The sequence below is a fragment of the Variovorax sp. Sphag1AA genome, assembly GCF_014192575.1.
Lineage (GTDB): Bacteria > Pseudomonadota > Gammaproteobacteria > Burkholderiales > Burkholderiaceae_C > Variovorax.
Genome location: NZ_JACHYC010000012.1, coordinates 12,633 through 28,167, shown reverse-complemented (window position 1 = coordinate 28,167; position 15,535 = coordinate 12,633). Strand labels below are relative to the sequence as shown.

Below are 15,535 nucleotides of genomic sequence, written 5' to 3'. Positions count from 1 at the left end.
AATCCATCACACAAGGAGACATCGCAATGAAGTTCACTCGACGCCAGACGCTTGCTGCAGCCCTGGGCTCGCTCGGTGCGGGCGTGCTGCCGCTCGCGCAGGCGCAGACGCAGCCCTTCCCTTCACAGGTCATCAAGTTCGTGATTCCTACGCCGGCGGGCGGAGGCCACGACACCATGATGCGGATCATTGGCCAGAAGCTGACCGATGCATGGGGCCAGCCCTGCATCGTCGAATCCCGGTCTGGTGCGAGTGGCGCCATCGCCGCAGCCACGGTGTCGCAGGCACCGGCCGACGGATACACGGTGTTGATCGGCTACAGCGCGCTCCTCAGCAACACGGTGCTGATGCCGAAGCCGGGCTATCGGCTCGAAGACCTGCAGCCGGTCGGCATGCTGGCGCTCACGCCGATCGCACTCGGCGTTCGCGAGAGCCTGCCTGCCTCGACGCTCAAGCAATACGTGGCGCTCGCCAAGACACGGCCCGGCAAGCTTTCATATGGCTCCTATGGTCCAGGCTCGGGTGGTCACTTCGTCGGCGAGTTGTTCAACATGGCGGCCGGCATCGACACCGTGCATGTGCCGTACAAGGGCGAGACGCCCGCGTTGCAGGACCTGATCGGCGGACAGATCGACGCGGCAGTGGCGTCGGTCGGCGGCGTGAACCGCTACCCCGGCAAGATCAAGCCGCTCGCCGTTGCCAGCGCCACGCGCTTTCCTGCGTATCCCGACGTGCCGACCTTCGCCGAGCTCGGCTATCCGGAAGTCGACATGCCGGGCTGGGGCGCCGCCTTCGTGCCGGCCAAGACGCCGAAGGCGATCGTGGACAAGCTCAACGCGGAGTTGGGCCGCATCCTCGTGATGCCGGATGTGCGCGCGAAGCTGCTGGAGCTGGGCTTCGAGCCGGCACCGTGGAGCCCCGACAAGACGCAGCGCTTCATGAAGGACCAGCTCGCACTCACGCAGAAGCTCGTCGATGCCGGGCGCGTGAAACTCTAGTCCTCAGCGCCTGACCAGCAGGCGCGCGCTCAATCGTTCGCGCGCTTGCTGATCGAGACCGAGCGGCCCTTCCAGGTACGCGTCGAACGAGCCCCAGCGCTTGTCGATGTCATCGAACGCGCACTGCAGATAGTCGGCGTGCACCGTCGCCAGCAGTGCCCAATCGGCCGATACACCCTGCATGGACCAGCGCCCGTTGCTCGCCAGAAAGTCGTCGAGCACGGTTTCGCGCGGCACCCCAAGCGCAAGCAGCAGCAACGCCGCAGCCCAGCCGGTGCGGTCCTTTCCGGCGGTGCAGTGAATCACCAACGGGAGCGGCGTCGCCTCATCGGCGACCAGCCGCAGGAGCGAGGCGAAGACAGGCGTGTGTTCGTTCACGAAGCGCCGATAGACCTCGAACATGATGGCGGCCAGCGCGGACTTGTCGGGTTCACCCGCCTCACGCAGTTCGCGCAGCGCGCCCATCGCGCGCGGCTCGATCGGCAGATGCAGCTCGCGGATCCCGAATTGCGGCAGGCGCGACGGCGCGCGCGTCCGCTCGTCCGCGCCGCGCAGATCGATCACCGACTGCAGTCCAATGGCGCGCAGCGCGTCCAGTTCGTCGTCCGAGACCGAACCGAAATGACTGGAACGCCAGAGTCGCCCGGGTGCAATGACATGGCCCGACGCGGTGGCGATGCCACCCAGGTCGCGCAGGTTCGGCACGCTGGCCGCGACCAGCCCCGTCATCAAGCCCCCAGGACAGCGCGTCCGTTGGCCAGCACCTGCACGCCGCGCTCCTTCACGCTGGCACGGAAGGCGATCTCCTCCGAGCCCAGTTGCCAGCAATCAAGCACCAGCGTTTCGCCGGGATAGACCGGCGAGGTCAACCGCGCGCGGATCGACTTCATGCGCGAGGCATCGTGCCCACAGAACTTTGCCAGGATGCCGCGGCATGCGTTGCCATAGGTGGCGAGGCCATGCAGGATCGGTCGGGGAAAGCCGGCCTTGGTAGCAACTGCAGGATCGATGTGCAGCGGATTGATGTCGCCCGAGAGGCGGTACAGCACGGCGGCATCCGCGCGGGTCGGCAGCTCGATCGTCACGTCCGGCGCCGCGTCGGGTGTCGCAGGTGCAGCAGGTGCGGGCTCGTCGCCACCGCCGTTCTTCGAGAACCCACCATCGCCGCGCAGGAAGAGCACCATCTCGGACGTGGCGACATGCTGGCCGCTCGCCTCGTCGGTGAGGGTCTTCTCCACATGCATCGTCGCGCCCTTGCCCTCGCCCTTGTCGACGATGCGGGTGACGCGGCTCTGGCCGATCAGCGTGCCGGCTGCGGGCAACGGCGAATGGATCGTCACGCCCTGTTCGCCGTGCACCAGCTTCAGGTAGTCGATGCCGAGCTCCTTGCGATCACGCATCCAGAAGCCGGGCGATGCCAGGACCGCGGCCATCGTCGGCACGGCCTGGAGTTCCTTTTCGTAGACGAAGCGCAGTTCTTCCAACACCAGCGGATCGGACGCGAAACCCACGCCGAGGGCATAGAGGATGGTGTCGCGCTCGGTGTAGGTGTGGCGCACCGGATCGGAACGCCAGGCCTTGGTCTTCTCGTAGTCGATCATGCTTTCAATCCTTGTTCGGCCAGCGGAACTGCGCCGGCTCCTTGGCAGCGAAGCGGCGGATCGCTTCGCGGAAGTACGCACTGGACGAGGCAATCGCCTGCGAGGACGCTTCCATGTCCAGCATGGTCTCCAGATCGCTCTGCAGCGTCGCGGCCAGCGCGCGCTTGGAGAGGCTGAATGCCGTCGGCGATGCACCCGCGAGACTGCGGGCCAGTTCCATTGCGCGTGGCATCAGGGCCTCCGGCGCGAGAGCCTCGAGCGCGATGTTCATGCGCACTGCCTCGTCGGCACCGAACTCGCGGGCCGAATAGATCAGTTCCTTGGCACGCTGCAATCCCACCACACGTGGCAACTGGTACCAGGCACCTACATCGGGCACGAGGCCGATGCGATGAAACACCATGGCCAGCCGCGCGCGCGTGCTCACCAGCACGATGTCCGCATAGAGCGCCATGCTGAGGCCCGCGCCGAAGGCGACGCCATCGACTGCGGCGATCAGCGGCTTGTCCAGCGACGCCAACGCGCGCGCCAGTTCGGCATAGCGGGCCATGCCCGCGCGGCGCTGCTCGACAGTCCGCGAGCCGCCATCGGCCATGCCCTTGACGTCGCCGCCCGCGCAGAAGTCGCCGCCCGCACCCGTCAGCACGACGGCGCGGATGTCGTCGTCAGCACGCAGCGCGCGCAAGGAGGCCACCAGTGCGTCGGTGGTCGGGATGTCGATCGCGTTCTTCGCCGACGGCCGGTTCAGCGTGAGGACGGCCACGCCGTCCGCGCGCTCCAGGAGGACGCTGTCGCCCGTCATGTCAGAGGCTGATGTGGAAGCCGCCGTTCACGCCCAGATGCTGGCCCGTGATGTAGCTCGATCCATCCGACAGCAGGAAGCAGACGCTCTTCACCACCTCGCCCGGCGTGGACCAGCGACCCAACGGAATCTGGGCGAGCATGCCGTCGCGGAACTTCTCGCCACGCACGACTTCGGTCATCGGCGTTTCGACCACGCCGAAGCAGATCGAGTTGGTGCGGATGTTGTAGCGGCCCCATTCGCGTGCGGCGGTCATCGTCATGCCCAGCATGCCGGCCTTGGCCGCTGCGTAGTTGATCTGGCCGATCGAGCCCTTGCGACCGGCGTCGGACGAGATGTTGACGATCGAGCCGCCCGTCTTGTCGCCACCCTTGGCCCGTTCGACCATGTGACGGCCAGTGGCACGCATCCAGTAGAAGGAACCGGTGAGGTGCACGTCGATCACCTCCTGCCATTGCTGGTCGGTCATCTTGTCGATCATGGCGGGGCGGATGATGCCGGCGTTGTTGACGAGGCCGTGCACAGCGCCAAACTTGGCAACCGCTTCGGTAACCGCGCGATCGGCCACGGCCGGGTCGGCCACGCTGCCTTGCACCGCAAGCACGCGCGCCTGCGGCAGCGGAGAGACCGCAGCGTCGAGCGTCTGACCGTTGAGGTCGACGGCCACCACGTTGGCACCGAGGTCGATGGCCAGTTCCACAATGCCCTTGCCGATGCCCTGGCCGGCCCCGGTGACGACGATGGTGCGCCCTTGCAGGCTGACGATGGGATCCACTTTGATGCTCCTTGTTTGCTTGTTCGATGGTTGAACCAATGATATCCTACTCGCGAACAGTGGCTGGAGCAAACACATGACCATCAAACGCAAGGCCTGCATCGCAGGCGCCTATGAACACCCGACCCGCAAGGCCCCCGACAAGACAGTGGCGCAACTGCACGCTGAATGCGCGCGCGGCGCGTTGGCGGATGCCGGACTCACCCTGCAGGACGTCGACGGCTATTTCTGCGCCGGCGATGCGCCCGGCCTGGGTGCCAACAACATGGCCGACTATCTGGGCCTGACCAAGCTGCGCCATATAGACACCACCGACACCGGCGGGTCGGCGTACCTGATCCACGTGTCGCATGCTGCGCAGGCCATTGCAGCCGGCAAGTGCGATGTCGCGCTGGTGACCCTCGCGGGTCGTCCGCGCAGCGAAGGATCGAGCGGCGTCGCGCCCCGGCTCGTCACGGCCAACACGCCGGACGTGCCCTGGGAGATGCCCTACAGCCCCGTCACCGTCAACATGTACGCGCTGGCAGCAGCCCGCCACATGCACGAGTACGGCACCACCAGCGAGCAGCTCGCGTGGATCAAGGTGGCAGCCGCTGCCCATGCGCAGCACAACCCGAACGCGATGCTGCGCGAACCGGTGACCGTGGAAGAAGTGCTGGCCTCCCCGATGATTTCCGACCCACTGCACAAGCTGGACTGCTGCGTGGTGAGCGACGGCGGTGGCGCGCTGGTGGTGGTGCGGCCCGAGATCGCTGCGCGCCTGAAACGCCCGGTCATCAACATCCTCGGCGCGGGCGAAACCATCAAGGGCCAGCTCGGCGGGCAGGTCGACCTGACCTGGTCCGGCGCGGCGATCTCCGGACCGATCGCGTTCAAGGAAGCGGGTGTGAGCCCCGCCGACATCCAGTACGCATCGATCTACGACAGCTTCACCATCACTGTGCTGATGCAGCTGGAAGACCTGGGCTTCTGCAAGAAGGGTGAAGGCGGTCGCTTCGTGGCCGACGGCAACCTGATCTCGGGCGTCGGCAAGCTGCCCTTCAATACCGATGGCGGCGGCCTGTGCAACAACCATCCGGCCAATCGCGGCGGCATCACGAAGGTGATCGAGGCCGTGCGCCAGTTGCGCGGTGAAGCGCACCCGAAGGTTCAGGTGCCCGATTGCACCCTGGCTCTGGCGCAAGGCACCGGCGGCCTGCTCGGCTCGCGCCACGGCAGCGCCACCCTGATCATGGAAAGGCAATAAGCGATGACCACTCCCTACACCGATCGCCCTCTGGCACCCGTGACCGTCGACGCCGCCACCGAGCACTTCTGGACGCAGGCCAAGGAAGGCCTTCTTTGCACGCGGCGTTGCACCAGTTGCGGCAAGGTCCACTGGTATCCGCGCGCGCTCTGCCCCTTCTGCATGGGCGACACCGAGTGGTGCAGCCTCTCGGGACTGGGCACGATCTACAGCGTGAGCGTCACGCGACGCGCCGGCCCCATTCCCTACGCAATCGCCTACGTCGCGCTCGATGAAGGCATCACCATGCTCACCAACATCGTCGACTGTGATTTCGACGATCTGAAGATCGGGCAACGCGTCGAGGTGACCTTCAAGCCGGCAGACGGCGGCGCGATGGTCCCGATGTTCAAGCCGGCCTGAGCACAGTGCAGATGGAGACGCTCGACTTCTCTGTGGAGAACGCGGTCGGCTGGATTCGCCTCACCCGGCCTGAGATCCACAACCCGCTGGATGTGCCGCTGCGCACCGACCTCATGACGGTGCTGGAGCAAGTGCGCAACGACCCTGCCGTGCGCGTGCTCGTCCTCACCGGCGGCGCGGGCGCCTTCTGCGCCGGGGGCAACCTCCACGCGCTGCAGGAGCATGCGAATGCAGGGCCCGCCTACTGGCAACGGCGGATCAACGCTGGGCTTCGCCTCACCGACGATCTACTTAACGTGGGCTGCCCCGTGATCGCCGCGATCGACGGTCCGGCGATCGGTGCCGGCTTCGCGCTGGCGTTGTGTGCGGACATGATCATCGCCAGCCCGCGCGCGAAGTTCGCCATGGCGCATTTGCGGCTAGGCCTCGTCCCGGACCTTGGCGCGCTCTATCTGCTGCCGCGTGTCGTGGGTCTCCAGCGTGCGAAGGAGCTGGTGTTCTCCACCCGCGATGTCAGCGTCGACGAAGCTCGCGAACTCGGCATCGTGATGGAAGTGCACGCCAGCGAAGCGCTCGAAGCACGTGCGCGCGACATGGCCGAACGCATGGCCCGCGCCGCGCCGACCGCAGTCGCGCTTACCAAGGCAATGCTGAATGCCTCGCTCGACAGCGACAGGCAGAGTGCCTTCGCGCTGGAAGCTGCGAGCCAGGCCGCCGCTTTCGCGGCGCCGGAACCGGCCGCGCAGGTCGAAGCGATTCTTGGAAAGCAGCGTCCGGCCTTCAGCGGCCTGAAGTCCGCGCGAGGTTGACGCGCTCAGCCGAAGTGCGATGCGAAGAAGGCCAAGGCCTTCTCCGCTGCGCGTCGCGCGCGCTCGCCTCCTGGCAGCGCGGAGTCGGCAATGATGGGCGTTTCCAACTCGATCTCCGCGTCAGGCGACAAGGCTTCCACAAGCCCTTTCAGATCGAGGCCGCCATCGCCCAGGTACATGCGGCCCGACATCGCTTCGTCGAACAGGGTCGTTTCAGCCGCCCGCACGGCGGGCGCGTCACAGAGTTGCGTGAGATAGATGCATCGGGCGTCGAGCGCACGCACGTCCGCGCTGCCTGCGCCGGAACGCGCGAGATGGAGCGAGTCGATCAGCAGGCCCACATTGCGCGCACCGCTGTCGGCAATCACGCGCTGCGCATCGGCAATCGTCTTGAGCGAGCTCATGGGCATGAACTCGAGCGCAATGCGCACGCCAGCATCGGCCGCCGCGCGCGCGTAGTCGCGCAGCAGTTCCGCCACGCGCGGCAGATCAGGCTCGAAGCAGCCCTGCGAGATCAGCGGTGCACCGACGCGGCGTGCGGCTTCCACGTTGGCGAGCAGGTGCGACAGGCTCGTCTTCTCCGACAGGTAGTAGCCGGAGATGCTGGAGATGCGGATCGAGAGCGCCTCGGCTCGCGCGCGTATCTGCTCGAAGCCATCGCCCTCGGCATTCGGCTGCGGCCACGGATCCCCGGGATTGCGACCGCTGACACGCAAGCCCACAGCGCCGAAGCCTGCTTCGGCTGCTGCCGAGAGCACATCCAGCGCCGCCGCATTGGCACCGAGAGAAAGAAAGCCCAGCGTGAGCGCGCGGACTTCGCGGCGACGTGGATTGCCGCTCATGCCGGCAACACCTCGCTGGCCTGCAGTTCGCGCAGGCGCTGCACCAGCGTCGCATCGGTCTCGATGCAGTCGTGGAAGCCGGCCCGCCGGATCTTCGCCGTCGCCAGCACGATGTCGTGCGACTGGCGCAGCATGTAGTCCATCCATCGCCAGTCGACGATCTTGCCAATGTCGATCGTCCGCAGGCCATGCCGGCACGCGATGCGATCCCACACTGCTTGCTGCGCCGGCATGAGGTCCGCGAGAGGCAGCGTCTTCGGCTCGGCGAAGGCCATCCCGAGCGCTTCCGCGAGCCCAGGCCACGTATGACGCCAGCGCGCCGGATCGCCGTTGGTGATGTTGAAGACCTCATCCTCGGCTGCCGGCGCGTCCGCGGCCCACGCCGCCGCGGCGCCGATCTGCCGCGCGTCCGCGATCTGGTGCAGAGCCTCGTAGGCGCCCACACTGCCGGGAAAGCGCAGTGGAATGCCAAGCTCCTTGCACACCGCGGCATAGAGCCCGATGCCCAGCACCAGGTTCATCGGATTGCCCACTGCATAGCCGGAGACGAAGGGCGGAATCAGGTTGACCCAGCGCCAGCGCGCGCTGCGACTCGCTTCGCGCAACCAGTCCTCCTGGTCGTAGTAGAAGTTCGGCGGCAGTTGTCTCGGGTCGCTCTCGCGGCAAGGCGTCGGGCTCTCGCCCCACTGGATGCCGTAGAACTTTGCGCCCGTGACCAGCACCACCTTACGCAATGCCGGCGAGGCCTGCTGCACCGCCTCGACCACATTGCGCAGCATCGCCAGGTTGGGTGCCACTTCGGCAGCTCGACTGGGCGCCGGTTGAAAGGCCGCATGGAACACATGCGTGATGCCGGTGTGCGGCGCCATGGCCCTCGCGCAAGCCTCGGCATCCAGAAGGTCCACCGCCACACCTTCCGTACCCGGCAAGTTGCCGCCACCGGAGCGGCTCGCGCACAGCACGCGCCAGCCATCACGGACCAGGCGCTCGGCAATGCCGCGCCCCACGATGCCGCTCGCGCCAGCGATCAGCGCCGTCTTCTTCTCTTGCATGCGGGCGCCTCAGCTGCTGAGCGTGATGCCCAGTCGCTTGATGAGATCGCCCCATGTCTGGCTGTCGCTCAGCGCCAGCTTGCGGAAGGCCTCGCCATGCACCAGCGAAGGCACGCCGCCGGTGCGGCGCACGGACTCCTGGAACGCGGGATCGGCCTGCATGTCCGCGACGGCCTTCAAAAGCTTCGGCGTCACCGGAGCCGGCATGTTGGCCGGCCCGACCATGCCGAAGAGTTGATCCGGAATCCGCACCGGCAGGCCGGATTCACTCAGATTGGGCACGTTCGGCAAAGCCGGATCACGGCCCTCGCCCGTCACCGCCAGCGCCTTGATGCGCCCGGCCTGGATGAGCGGCAGCGAAGTGGCAAGCGAAGCAATCGTGTACTGCACTTCGCCGGCAATCATGGCCGTGTCGGTCTCGTTGCCCGTCTTGAAAGGCACGTGCACCGCCTTGATGCCGACGGCCGCGTTGAACTGCTCCACCGCCAGGTGAATGCTGTTGCCCACCCCGCTCGATCCGAAGTTGAGCGTGCCGGGCTTGGCCTTGGCCAGTGCGATGAAATCCTGCAGCGTGTCCACGCCAAGCTTGGGCGACACCGTCAGGACCTGGCGCGATGTCTGGATCAGGCCGAGGTAGGTGAAGGACTTCTCGACGTCGTAGCCCGGGTTCTTGATGAGGTGCGGCGCGGAAGTCAGCGACGTGGTCGTGCCCATGCCGATCGTGTAGCCGTCGGGACGCGCGCGGGCCACCGCCGCCATGCCGATGGTTCCCGAGCCGCCGATCTTCTGCTCCACGATCACGGTCTGCCCCAGCCGGCCGGTGAGGTCGGCGGCGATCAGGCGCGCCAGGATGTCGACGGCACCGCCGAAGGGGGTGATCAGCGTGATGGGCCGATCCGGCCAGGTTCCCTGCGCGAACAGGCGATCGGGGGAAACGGCGAGGGCGGCGGCACCCGCCGCGATCCGGAAAAGCGCGGTGCGACGGCCGCAGCGTGTCGTGGGCATGTCAGGACTCCTGAGGAAACGAAAGATCTGCTCAAAAGCATAATGGACAGACCAATGGATCATTCCCCGGTAATACCCCGAGTCGCAATGCTTCGTTCCATCTTTCGCTTCTTCGAGTTCGAGATTAGAATGGTTTAACCAATAATCCAATCCAACCTCATTTCACGGAGCCCCCCATGCTCTCCCCTGAAGACAACGAAACGCTCGTGCGCGTCGGCCCAGGCACCGCCATGGGCAGCCTGATGCGCCTGTACTGGATTCCTTTCCTGCCCACCAGCGACCTGCCTGCAGGCGGCATGCCGCAACGGGTACGGCTGCTGGGCGAAGACCTCATCGCTTTCCGCGACAGCGAAGGCAGGCTCGGCCTCGTGGACCACGCCTGTCCGCACCGCGGTGCGCCGCTGGTTTTCGGCCGCAACGAAGATTGCGGCCTTCGGTGCGTCTACCACGGCTGGAAGTTCGGCACCGACGGCCATGTGCAGGACATGCCGGCCGAACTGCCAGAGAGCCGGCTGAAGGACAAGGTCCGTCTCAAGGCCTACGCCTGCCGCGAACGAAACGGCATCGCCTGGGCCTACATGGGCCCGCAGCAGGACAATCCGCCGCCGCTGCCCGACGTGGAATGGAACCTCGTGCCTGCCGAGCGCGTTCACGTGAGCTTCCGCGTGCAGGAATGCAACTGGCTGCAGGCGGTGGAAGGCGAGATCGACTCCGCCCACGCGCCGATCCTGCACGGCCGTATCGATGCACAGGGCGCCATCAGCGACTGGATCGCCAAGCGCGACCTGCGGCCCACCTTCCAATGCCAGCGCCAGCCCTTCGGCATGAGCATCGCCTCGCGCCGCAAGCTCGACGACGAGACCAACTACTGGCGGGTGAACCAGTTCCTCCTGCCCTTCTGGACGTTGGTGCCGCCGCAGTCGCAATACCCTGAGCTGTCGGGTCACGCGTGGGTGCCGATCGACGACTACAACTCGCTGTGCATCATGTTCTCCTACCACCCCTCGGAGAAGCTCTACGACAAGTCGCGCGCGCTGTTCGAGAAGGGCCACGCGGGCCGCGAGACCGGCCATGCCAGCCAGGACGCCTTCGAGCCGCGACCGGCGACCGAACCTTTCGCCAAGTACTGGACCAAGTACAACCGGCAGAACGGCTATCTCTTCAACTACGACGCGCAGACCAAGACGTGGTTCTCCGGCCTGCCGGGCCTGTGGGTGCAGGATGCGGCCTGCCAGTCGGGCGTGGCCGCGATCTATGACCGCAGCAAGGAACATCTCGGCATCAGCGACACCGGCGTCGCGATGACGCGCCGCCTGCTGCTGGACACGGTGCGCAACATGCAGGCCAGCGGCACCGAGCCGCAGGGTGTGGCCGACCCATCGACATACATGGTGCGCGCCGTCTCGCTCACGCTGCCCGCGGAAGTGCCGTGGCAGGAACACGCCGAGCACATGACCGCGCGGCTGGACGCCGGCTTCGGCTACACGCCGTGAGCGGGCCGCAACTGCTGCTACGCCAGCTTCGTCGCGAAGCGGAAGGCATCGTCTCGTACGAGTTCGTTTCCGCCGGCGGCGCGCCGCTGCCGGCCTTCACTGCGGGTGCGCACATCGACCTGCAACTGCCCGGCGGCCTGCAGCGCAGCTACTCACTGGTGAACGACCCGAGCGAGCGCCATCGCTACGTGATTGCGGTGGACCGCGCGGCGGAGAGCCGCGGCGGTTCGGCCTGGATGCACAGCACGCCGCGGCCGGGCGATGGTTTCGCGAGCAGCGTACCGGTCAATGACTTCCCTCTGTACGAAGACGCGCCGCTTTCGATCTTCATTGCCGGCGGGATCGGCATCACGCCGTTCATGGCCATGGCCGCGCGCCTGAACACGCTGGGCCGCGCCTGGCGCCTGCACTACGCCGTGCGCTCGCGACAACGCGCCGCCTACCTCCAGGAACTCAACGCGCTGGACCGCAGCGGTACGGCGGTGAACCTGCACTGCACCAGCGAGAACATGGCACGCCCGGACATCGCCGCCATCGTGCGCGAAGCCCCGGCAGGGTCGCATCTGTACTGCTGCGGGCCGAACGGCATGCTGGACGCATTCACCAGCGCCTGCAGTGGCCTGCCGTCGCAGCGGGTGCATCTGGAGCGCTTCAGCGCCAGCCAGGAAGCGGCCACCGACGGCGGATACGAAGTGCGGCTGGCCCGCAGCGGCAAGACCTTGAACGTGGAGGCCGGAAGAACGCTTCTGGACACCCTGCTCGACGCTGGCGTGACCGTCCAGTACTCGTGCTCCCAGGGAATTTGCGGCACCTGCTGCACGCCCGTGCTCGAAGGCACGCCCGACCACCGCGACGACTACCTCACCCACGAGGAGAAGGCGGCCAATCAGGCCATGATGGTCTGCTGCTCCGGCAGCCTCTCGGCGCGGCTGGTGCTCGACATCTGACTTCACTGAAGCTGGGCGTCGATCGCCTCCCGCGACCATTCGGGCGCAACCATCTGGATGAAGTCGAACGCGAACTTCTTCAGCAGGTGGTCCCGCCGCAGGCTGATCATCGCGCTCGACGATGGAAACAGATGGTCGACGGGGATGGCGCGCAGGTCCTTGTCCAATCTTGCGCTGAACGCCATCTTCTGCAGCACGGCGACACCGACGCCGGCCGCGACGTAGGCCTTGATGATGCTGGCGTCCATGGCCCGCATCACGACCCACGGCGTGATGCCATGCCTGCGGAACTCACCCTGCACCACTGAGCCGGATGTAAAGCTGCTGTCGTAGGTGATGAGCGGCCATCGCGCGATCTGCTCCATCGTCACCCTCCCCGTCTTCGCCATCTTCAACAGCGGATGGCGCGGCGGCACGATCAGGCACCGGTCGATGTCATAGGCCTTCACCGAGACAACGCCCTTAGGCACGGTATCCGGCAGCGTGCAAAGGCCGATGTCGATGGTGCCCGCCGTCACGCCCGCCAGGATCTGCGACGGCGGGCCGATCGTGAACTCGAGCTTCACCTGCGGATAGACGGCGAGGAATCGGCGCGTCACCTCGATCAGCGAATAGCGCGCGTGGATGTGCGTGGTCCCCACGCGCAAGGTGCCTTCGCTTTCGGCGGGCGAGTCCTGCTTCAGACGCCTGAGCGCCTGCGCATCCTGAAGCACCCGCGCGCACAGCGAAAGCGCTTCCTTGCCGGGCTCGGTCAATCCCGTCAGGCGGTTGCCGGCCCGGGTGAACAACTCGACGCCGATCTCCTTTTCGAGCAGACGAATCATCTTGCTGACGCCGGGCTGCGTCGTATGCAGCGATTCGGCGGCGCGCGACACGCTGAAGCCGCTTTCGACCACCTGGCGCACGCACTGGAGTTGCTGGAAGGTGATTGGCAAGGTCTTCTCCACTATTCCTTTGAAGGAATGATGATCGACCAAATATTCATTTCACACAATGATCCGCAAGGCGAAGAATTGCGGTCATCAAGGCATCGCTCCCATGAAAAACCTCCAACCCACCGCCGAGCCCCACGACGTGAACGCGGATTTCCGCGGCGGCGGGCGCTCCGTCGAATACCTCGACCAGATCAACAAGGCTTCGATCGTCGCGCTGGCCGAGGCGCGCATCGTGTCGCCGGATGTCGCCAGCCGGATCGCAGCCGGCGTCCTCACGTTGATCCGAGCCGAGCGCGACAAGCCGCGGCAATGGTCCGCCGACTACCTCGACTACGAACCCAAGCTGCTCGCCATCGTGGGCGCCGATGCCTCGCGATTGCATTGCGGACGCAGCCGGCAGGACATCTCGGCAACCATCGCGCGCATGAATCTCCGTGCGGGCTTGCTGGACGAATGCGATGCGCTCGTGCAGGCCCGGGAGGCGCTACTTTTTCTTGCCGCGCAGCACACGCGCACCATCGTGCCGGCTTACACGCATGGCGTGCAGGCGCAGCCGACGACCTTCGCTCACTACCTGCTGGCCATGGATGGCGCGCTGACGCGCAGCACCTCCCGCCTGCGCGCTGCGTACCAGCACGTGAACCAGGGCCCGCTGGGATCGGCCGCGCTGACGACATCGAGCTTCGCACTCGACCGCGACCGTCTCGCATGGCTGCTGGGCTTCGACGGCTTGGTTGAGAACGCCTACGACGCGAACCATTTCGCGCCGGTCGACACCAGTCTGGAGGTGGCGACCGCACTCGGCATTGCAGCCGTGCAGATCGGGCAGTTCGCGCAGGATCTTCACGCGCAATACGCGGCGCCCGAACCGTGGATGACCCTGCAGCGAGGCGAGCTCGTGGGGGTCAGCAGCATCATGCCGCAGAAGCGCAATCCGGCTGCCCTGGAGCAACTGCGCGTGCAGAGCAGCATGCTCCTCGGCGACATGCAGGCCGTCTCGCTGCTGGCGCACAACGTCCGCAGCGGGATGTTCGACTACCGCGCCTACGACCCCGTGCCGAGCGCCCGCGCGCTTGCCCTGTTCGAGCTCTTGCGCAAGGTTCTCGGCGGCCTCGTCGTCGACAAGGAACGCGCGCTCGCCGAAGTCCATGCCGACTATTCGACGGCGACGGAGATCGCCGACGCATTGCTGCAGCGCGCGGACGTCCCCTTCCGCATCGGCCATCATTTCGCGTCGGCACTGACCGACTACGGCCGCTCGCGCCATCTCGCCCTGCGCGACATCCCCTATCGCGAAGCCGCGCGCATCTACGAAGCCATGGCATCGCAGGCCTTTCCACTGGACGCGCAAGCCTTCTCCGAGGTCACGAGCCCCGAGTACATGGTGTTCGGCCGCAGGGGAGCCGGTGGCCCACAGATCGCGGAGGTGGATCGGATGCTTGCCCGGCAGCGCGAAGAACTCGCGACCGATCTTTCCTGGACGCACTCGCGCCGCGCGCACCTGTCACTCGCCGAGGCGCAACTCGATGCCGCCGTCGCGGCGATCGCGGACGGCGCAACCGCATCTTTCCCCATCGTTTCGAACCCGGAGACAACATCATGAAGAGACTTCTCTCGCTGTTCGCGGCCCTGGCCGTTTCCTTGTCGGCCATGGCCGCGTCCTACCCGGACAAGCCGGTGCGCATCGTCGTGCCCTACTCGCCGGGCGGTGGCGGCGATGTGGTGGGCCGCCCGCTCTCGCAGGAACTCGGAAAGCAGCTCGGCGGTTCGTTCTACATCGACAACCGGGGCGGCGCGGGCGGCAACATCGGCATGGAGTACGTGGCGCAGTCGCCGGCCGACGGCTACGCAGTGGTGCTCGCTCTCACCTCGCAACTTGCCATCAACCAGGCCCTGTATCCGAAGCTGCACTACGATGCGCTCAACGATTTCGTTCCGATCACGCTCCTCGGTTCGGCACCGTATTTCCTCGCGGTCAACTCGTCGCTGCCGGTCAAGAACCTGGACGAGTTCATCAAGCTCGCGAAGTCCAAGCCCGGTGGCATGTCGTATGCATCGACGGGTAACGGCAGCGGCCTGCACCTGTCGATGGAGCTTCTCAAGTCGATGGCCGGGATCGATCTGGTCCACGTGCCGTACAAGGGCGGCGGCGCTGCGCTGACCGACCTGCTGTCTGGCAACGTGCAAGCGATGTTCGTGAGCTACGGCACCGGCAGTGCGCAGATCAAGGCCGGCAAGATCCGGGTGCTTGCGGTCACCTCCAGCCAGCGCTCGTCCGCACTGCCGGATGTTCCGACCATTGCTGAGGCCGGCGTGCCGGGCTACGAGTCCGGTGTCTGGTATGCGCTGCTCGCGCCGCGCGGAACGCCTCCGGAGATCGTCAAGCGCCTGCATGACGGTTCGGTGGCCGCGCTTCAATCCAAGGACCTGCGCGAGCGCTTCGCCTCCGACGGCGTCAAGACGATCGGCTCGACGCCGGAGGAGCTCACGAAGTACATCCAATCCGAACGCGTCAAGTGGGCCGACGTCGTGAAGCGGTCCGGCGCGACGGTCGAGTAGAGGCCAATGGGCCGCCCACCCTAAAACCGGGCTCCGAGCAGCCGATAAGTCCGATAGGCGTCGCATGGC

At 66.3% G+C, this 15,535-nt stretch carries 16 protein-coding genes; 8 read left to right on the top strand and 8 right to left on the bottom strand.

Annotated elements, in window-relative coordinates; translation table 11 throughout:
- The first annotated feature begins 26 nt into the window (after positions 1 to 26).
- Positions 27 to 998: a tripartite tricarboxylate transporter substrate binding protein gene (locus FHW64_RS32245; protein ID WP_184533210.1), complete on the top strand. Its 972-nt coding sequence runs from the start codon at positions 27 to 29 to the stop codon at positions 996 to 998.
- A gap of 3 nt (positions 999 to 1,001) precedes the next feature.
- Here the strand turns inward: FHW64_RS32245 and FHW64_RS32240 are convergent, their stop codons facing one another.
- The 4 genes from FHW64_RS32240 to FHW64_RS32225 are packed head-to-tail and all read right to left on the bottom strand — an operon-like array spanning position 1,002 to position 4,176.
- The gene (locus FHW64_RS32240; RefSeq protein WP_184533208.1) at positions 1,002 to 1,703 is read right to left on the bottom strand and encodes a tyrosine-protein phosphatase; all 702 of its coding nucleotides are present in this window, start codon (positions 1,701 to 1,703) and stop codon (positions 1,002 to 1,004) included.
- Between the two features lie 23 nt (positions 1,704 to 1,726).
- Positions 1,727 to 2,599, bottom strand: a complete 873-nt coding sequence (locus tag FHW64_RS32235) for a MaoC/PaaZ C-terminal domain-containing protein (protein ID WP_184533206.1) — start codon at positions 2,597 to 2,599, stop codon at positions 1,727 to 1,729.
- A gap of 4 nt (positions 2,600 to 2,603) precedes the next feature.
- Positions 2,604 to 3,401 carry an enoyl-CoA hydratase/isomerase family protein gene (locus tag FHW64_RS32230; protein WP_184533204.1) on the bottom strand — a complete coding sequence of 266 codons (798 nt, stop codon included), beginning with the start codon at positions 3,399 to 3,401 and terminating at the stop codon, positions 2,604 to 2,606.
- 1 nt (position 3,402) lies between these two features.
- Positions 3,403 to 4,176, bottom strand: coding sequence for an SDR family NAD(P)-dependent oxidoreductase (locus tag FHW64_RS32225; protein ID WP_311733427.1), 774 nt, complete (start codon positions 4,174 to 4,176; stop codon positions 3,403 to 3,405).
- Positions 4,177 to 4,252: 76 nt separating this feature from the next.
- Here FHW64_RS32225 and FHW64_RS32220 point away from each other — a divergent pair, with 76 nt between their 5' ends.
- The 3 genes from FHW64_RS32220 to FHW64_RS32210 are packed head-to-tail and all read left to right on the top strand — an operon-like array spanning position 4,253 to position 6,633.
- Positions 4,253 to 5,422 (top strand): thiolase domain-containing protein, encoded by a 1,170-nt coding sequence (locus FHW64_RS32220; RefSeq protein ID WP_184533202.1) that lies wholly within the window; start codon positions 4,253 to 4,255, stop codon positions 5,420 to 5,422.
- A 3-nt stretch (positions 5,423 to 5,425) separates the two neighbouring features.
- Positions 5,426 to 5,824, top strand: coding sequence for a Zn-ribbon domain-containing OB-fold protein (locus tag FHW64_RS32215; RefSeq protein WP_184533200.1), 399 nt, complete (start codon positions 5,426 to 5,428; stop codon positions 5,822 to 5,824).
- A gap of 11 nt (positions 5,825 to 5,835) precedes the next feature.
- Complete coding sequence (locus FHW64_RS32210) at positions 5,836 to 6,633, top strand: enoyl-CoA hydratase/isomerase family protein (RefSeq protein ID WP_184533198.1); 798 nt, start codon at positions 5,836 to 5,838, stop codon at positions 6,631 to 6,633.
- Between the two features lie 5 nt (positions 6,634 to 6,638).
- On the opposite strand, the gene FHW64_RS32205 is transcribed toward FHW64_RS32210, so the two are convergent.
- Genes FHW64_RS32205 through FHW64_RS32195 form a run of 3 tightly spaced genes read right to left on the bottom strand, consistent with a single transcriptional unit; the run spans position 6,639 to position 9,532 of the window.
- Positions 6,639 to 7,475 (bottom strand): sugar phosphate isomerase/epimerase, encoded by an 837-nt coding sequence (locus tag FHW64_RS32205; protein WP_184533196.1) that lies wholly within the window; start codon positions 7,473 to 7,475, stop codon positions 6,639 to 6,641.
- Entirely contained in the window at positions 7,472 to 8,527 is a 1,056-nt protein-coding gene (locus FHW64_RS32200; RefSeq protein WP_184533194.1) for an SDR family oxidoreductase, read from the bottom strand. The genes FHW64_RS32205 and FHW64_RS32200 overlap by 4 nt, the downstream gene beginning before the upstream one ends.
- Positions 8,528 to 8,536: 9 nt before the next feature.
- On the bottom strand, positions 8,537 to 9,532 hold the full coding sequence (locus FHW64_RS32195; protein WP_184533192.1) for a tripartite tricarboxylate transporter substrate binding protein: 996 nt from the start codon (positions 9,530 to 9,532) through the stop codon (positions 8,537 to 8,539).
- A gap of 176 nt (positions 9,533 to 9,708) precedes the next feature.
- Here FHW64_RS32195 and FHW64_RS32190 point away from each other — a divergent pair, with 176 nt between their 5' ends.
- Both FHW64_RS32190 and FHW64_RS32185 read left to right on the top strand, forming a co-directional pair.
- Positions 9,709 to 11,025, top strand: a complete 1,317-nt coding sequence (locus FHW64_RS32190) for a Rieske 2Fe-2S domain-containing protein (RefSeq protein ID WP_184533190.1) — start codon at positions 9,709 to 9,711, stop codon at positions 11,023 to 11,025.
- Complete coding sequence (locus FHW64_RS32185) at positions 11,022 to 11,972, top strand: PDR/VanB family oxidoreductase (protein ID WP_184533188.1); 951 nt, start codon at positions 11,022 to 11,024, stop codon at positions 11,970 to 11,972. Before FHW64_RS32190 ends, FHW64_RS32185 begins: the two co-directional genes overlap by 4 nt.
- Before the next feature lie 2 nt (positions 11,973 to 11,974).
- Here the strand turns inward: FHW64_RS32185 and FHW64_RS32180 are convergent, their stop codons facing one another.
- Entirely contained in the window at positions 11,975 to 12,907 is a 933-nt protein-coding gene (locus FHW64_RS32180) for a LysR substrate-binding domain-containing protein (RefSeq protein ID WP_221210582.1), read from the bottom strand.
- Between the two features lie 103 nt (positions 12,908 to 13,010).
- On the opposite strand from FHW64_RS32180, the gene FHW64_RS32175 reads away from it, so the two are divergent.
- The gene (locus FHW64_RS32175) at positions 13,011 to 14,510 is read left to right on the top strand and encodes a lyase family protein (RefSeq protein WP_184533186.1); all 1,500 of its coding nucleotides are present in this window, start codon (positions 13,011 to 13,013) and stop codon (positions 14,508 to 14,510) included.
- The gene (locus FHW64_RS32170; protein ID WP_184533184.1) at positions 14,507 to 15,466 is read left to right on the top strand and encodes a tripartite tricarboxylate transporter substrate binding protein; all 960 of its coding nucleotides are present in this window, start codon (positions 14,507 to 14,509) and stop codon (positions 15,464 to 15,466) included. Before FHW64_RS32175 ends, FHW64_RS32170 begins: the two co-directional genes overlap by 4 nt.
- Positions 15,467 to 15,535: the final 69 nt, after the last annotated feature.

Coding starts and splice junctions, on each gene's coding strand:
- FHW64_RS32245 (WP_184533210.1), top strand. CDS start 27: ATGAAGTTCACTCGACGCCAGACGCTTGCTGCAGCCCTGGGCTCGCTC.
- FHW64_RS32235 (WP_184533206.1), bottom strand. CDS start 2,599: ATGATCGACTACGAGAAGACCAAGGCCTGGCGTTCCGATCCGGTGCGC.
- FHW64_RS32230 (WP_184533204.1), bottom strand. CDS start 3,401: ATGACGGGCGACAGCGTCCTCCTGGAGCGCGCGGACGGCGTGGCCGTC.
- FHW64_RS32220 (WP_184533202.1), top strand. CDS start 4,253: ATGACCATCAAACGCAAGGCCTGCATCGCAGGCGCCTATGAACACCCG.
- FHW64_RS32215 (WP_184533200.1), top strand. CDS start 5,426: ATGACCACTCCCTACACCGATCGCCCTCTGGCACCCGTGACCGTCGAC.
- FHW64_RS32210 (WP_184533198.1), top strand. CDS start 5,836: ATGGAGACGCTCGACTTCTCTGTGGAGAACGCGGTCGGCTGGATTCGC.
- FHW64_RS32205 (WP_184533196.1), bottom strand. CDS start 7,475: ATGAGCGGCAATCCACGTCGCCGCGAAGTCCGCGCGCTCACGCTGGGC.
- FHW64_RS32200 (WP_184533194.1), bottom strand. CDS start 8,527: ATGCAAGAGAAGAAGACGGCGCTGATCGCTGGCGCGAGCGGCATCGTG.
- FHW64_RS32195 (WP_184533192.1), bottom strand. CDS start 9,532: ATGCCCACGACACGCTGCGGCCGTCGCACCGCGCTTTTCCGGATCGCG.
- FHW64_RS32190 (WP_184533190.1), top strand. CDS start 9,709: ATGCTCTCCCCTGAAGACAACGAAACGCTCGTGCGCGTCGGCCCAGGC.
- FHW64_RS32175 (WP_184533186.1), top strand. CDS start 13,011: ATGAAAAACCTCCAACCCACCGCCGAGCCCCACGACGTGAACGCGGAT.
- FHW64_RS32170 (WP_184533184.1), top strand. CDS start 14,507: ATGAAGAGACTTCTCTCGCTGTTCGCGGCCCTGGCCGTTTCCTTGTCG.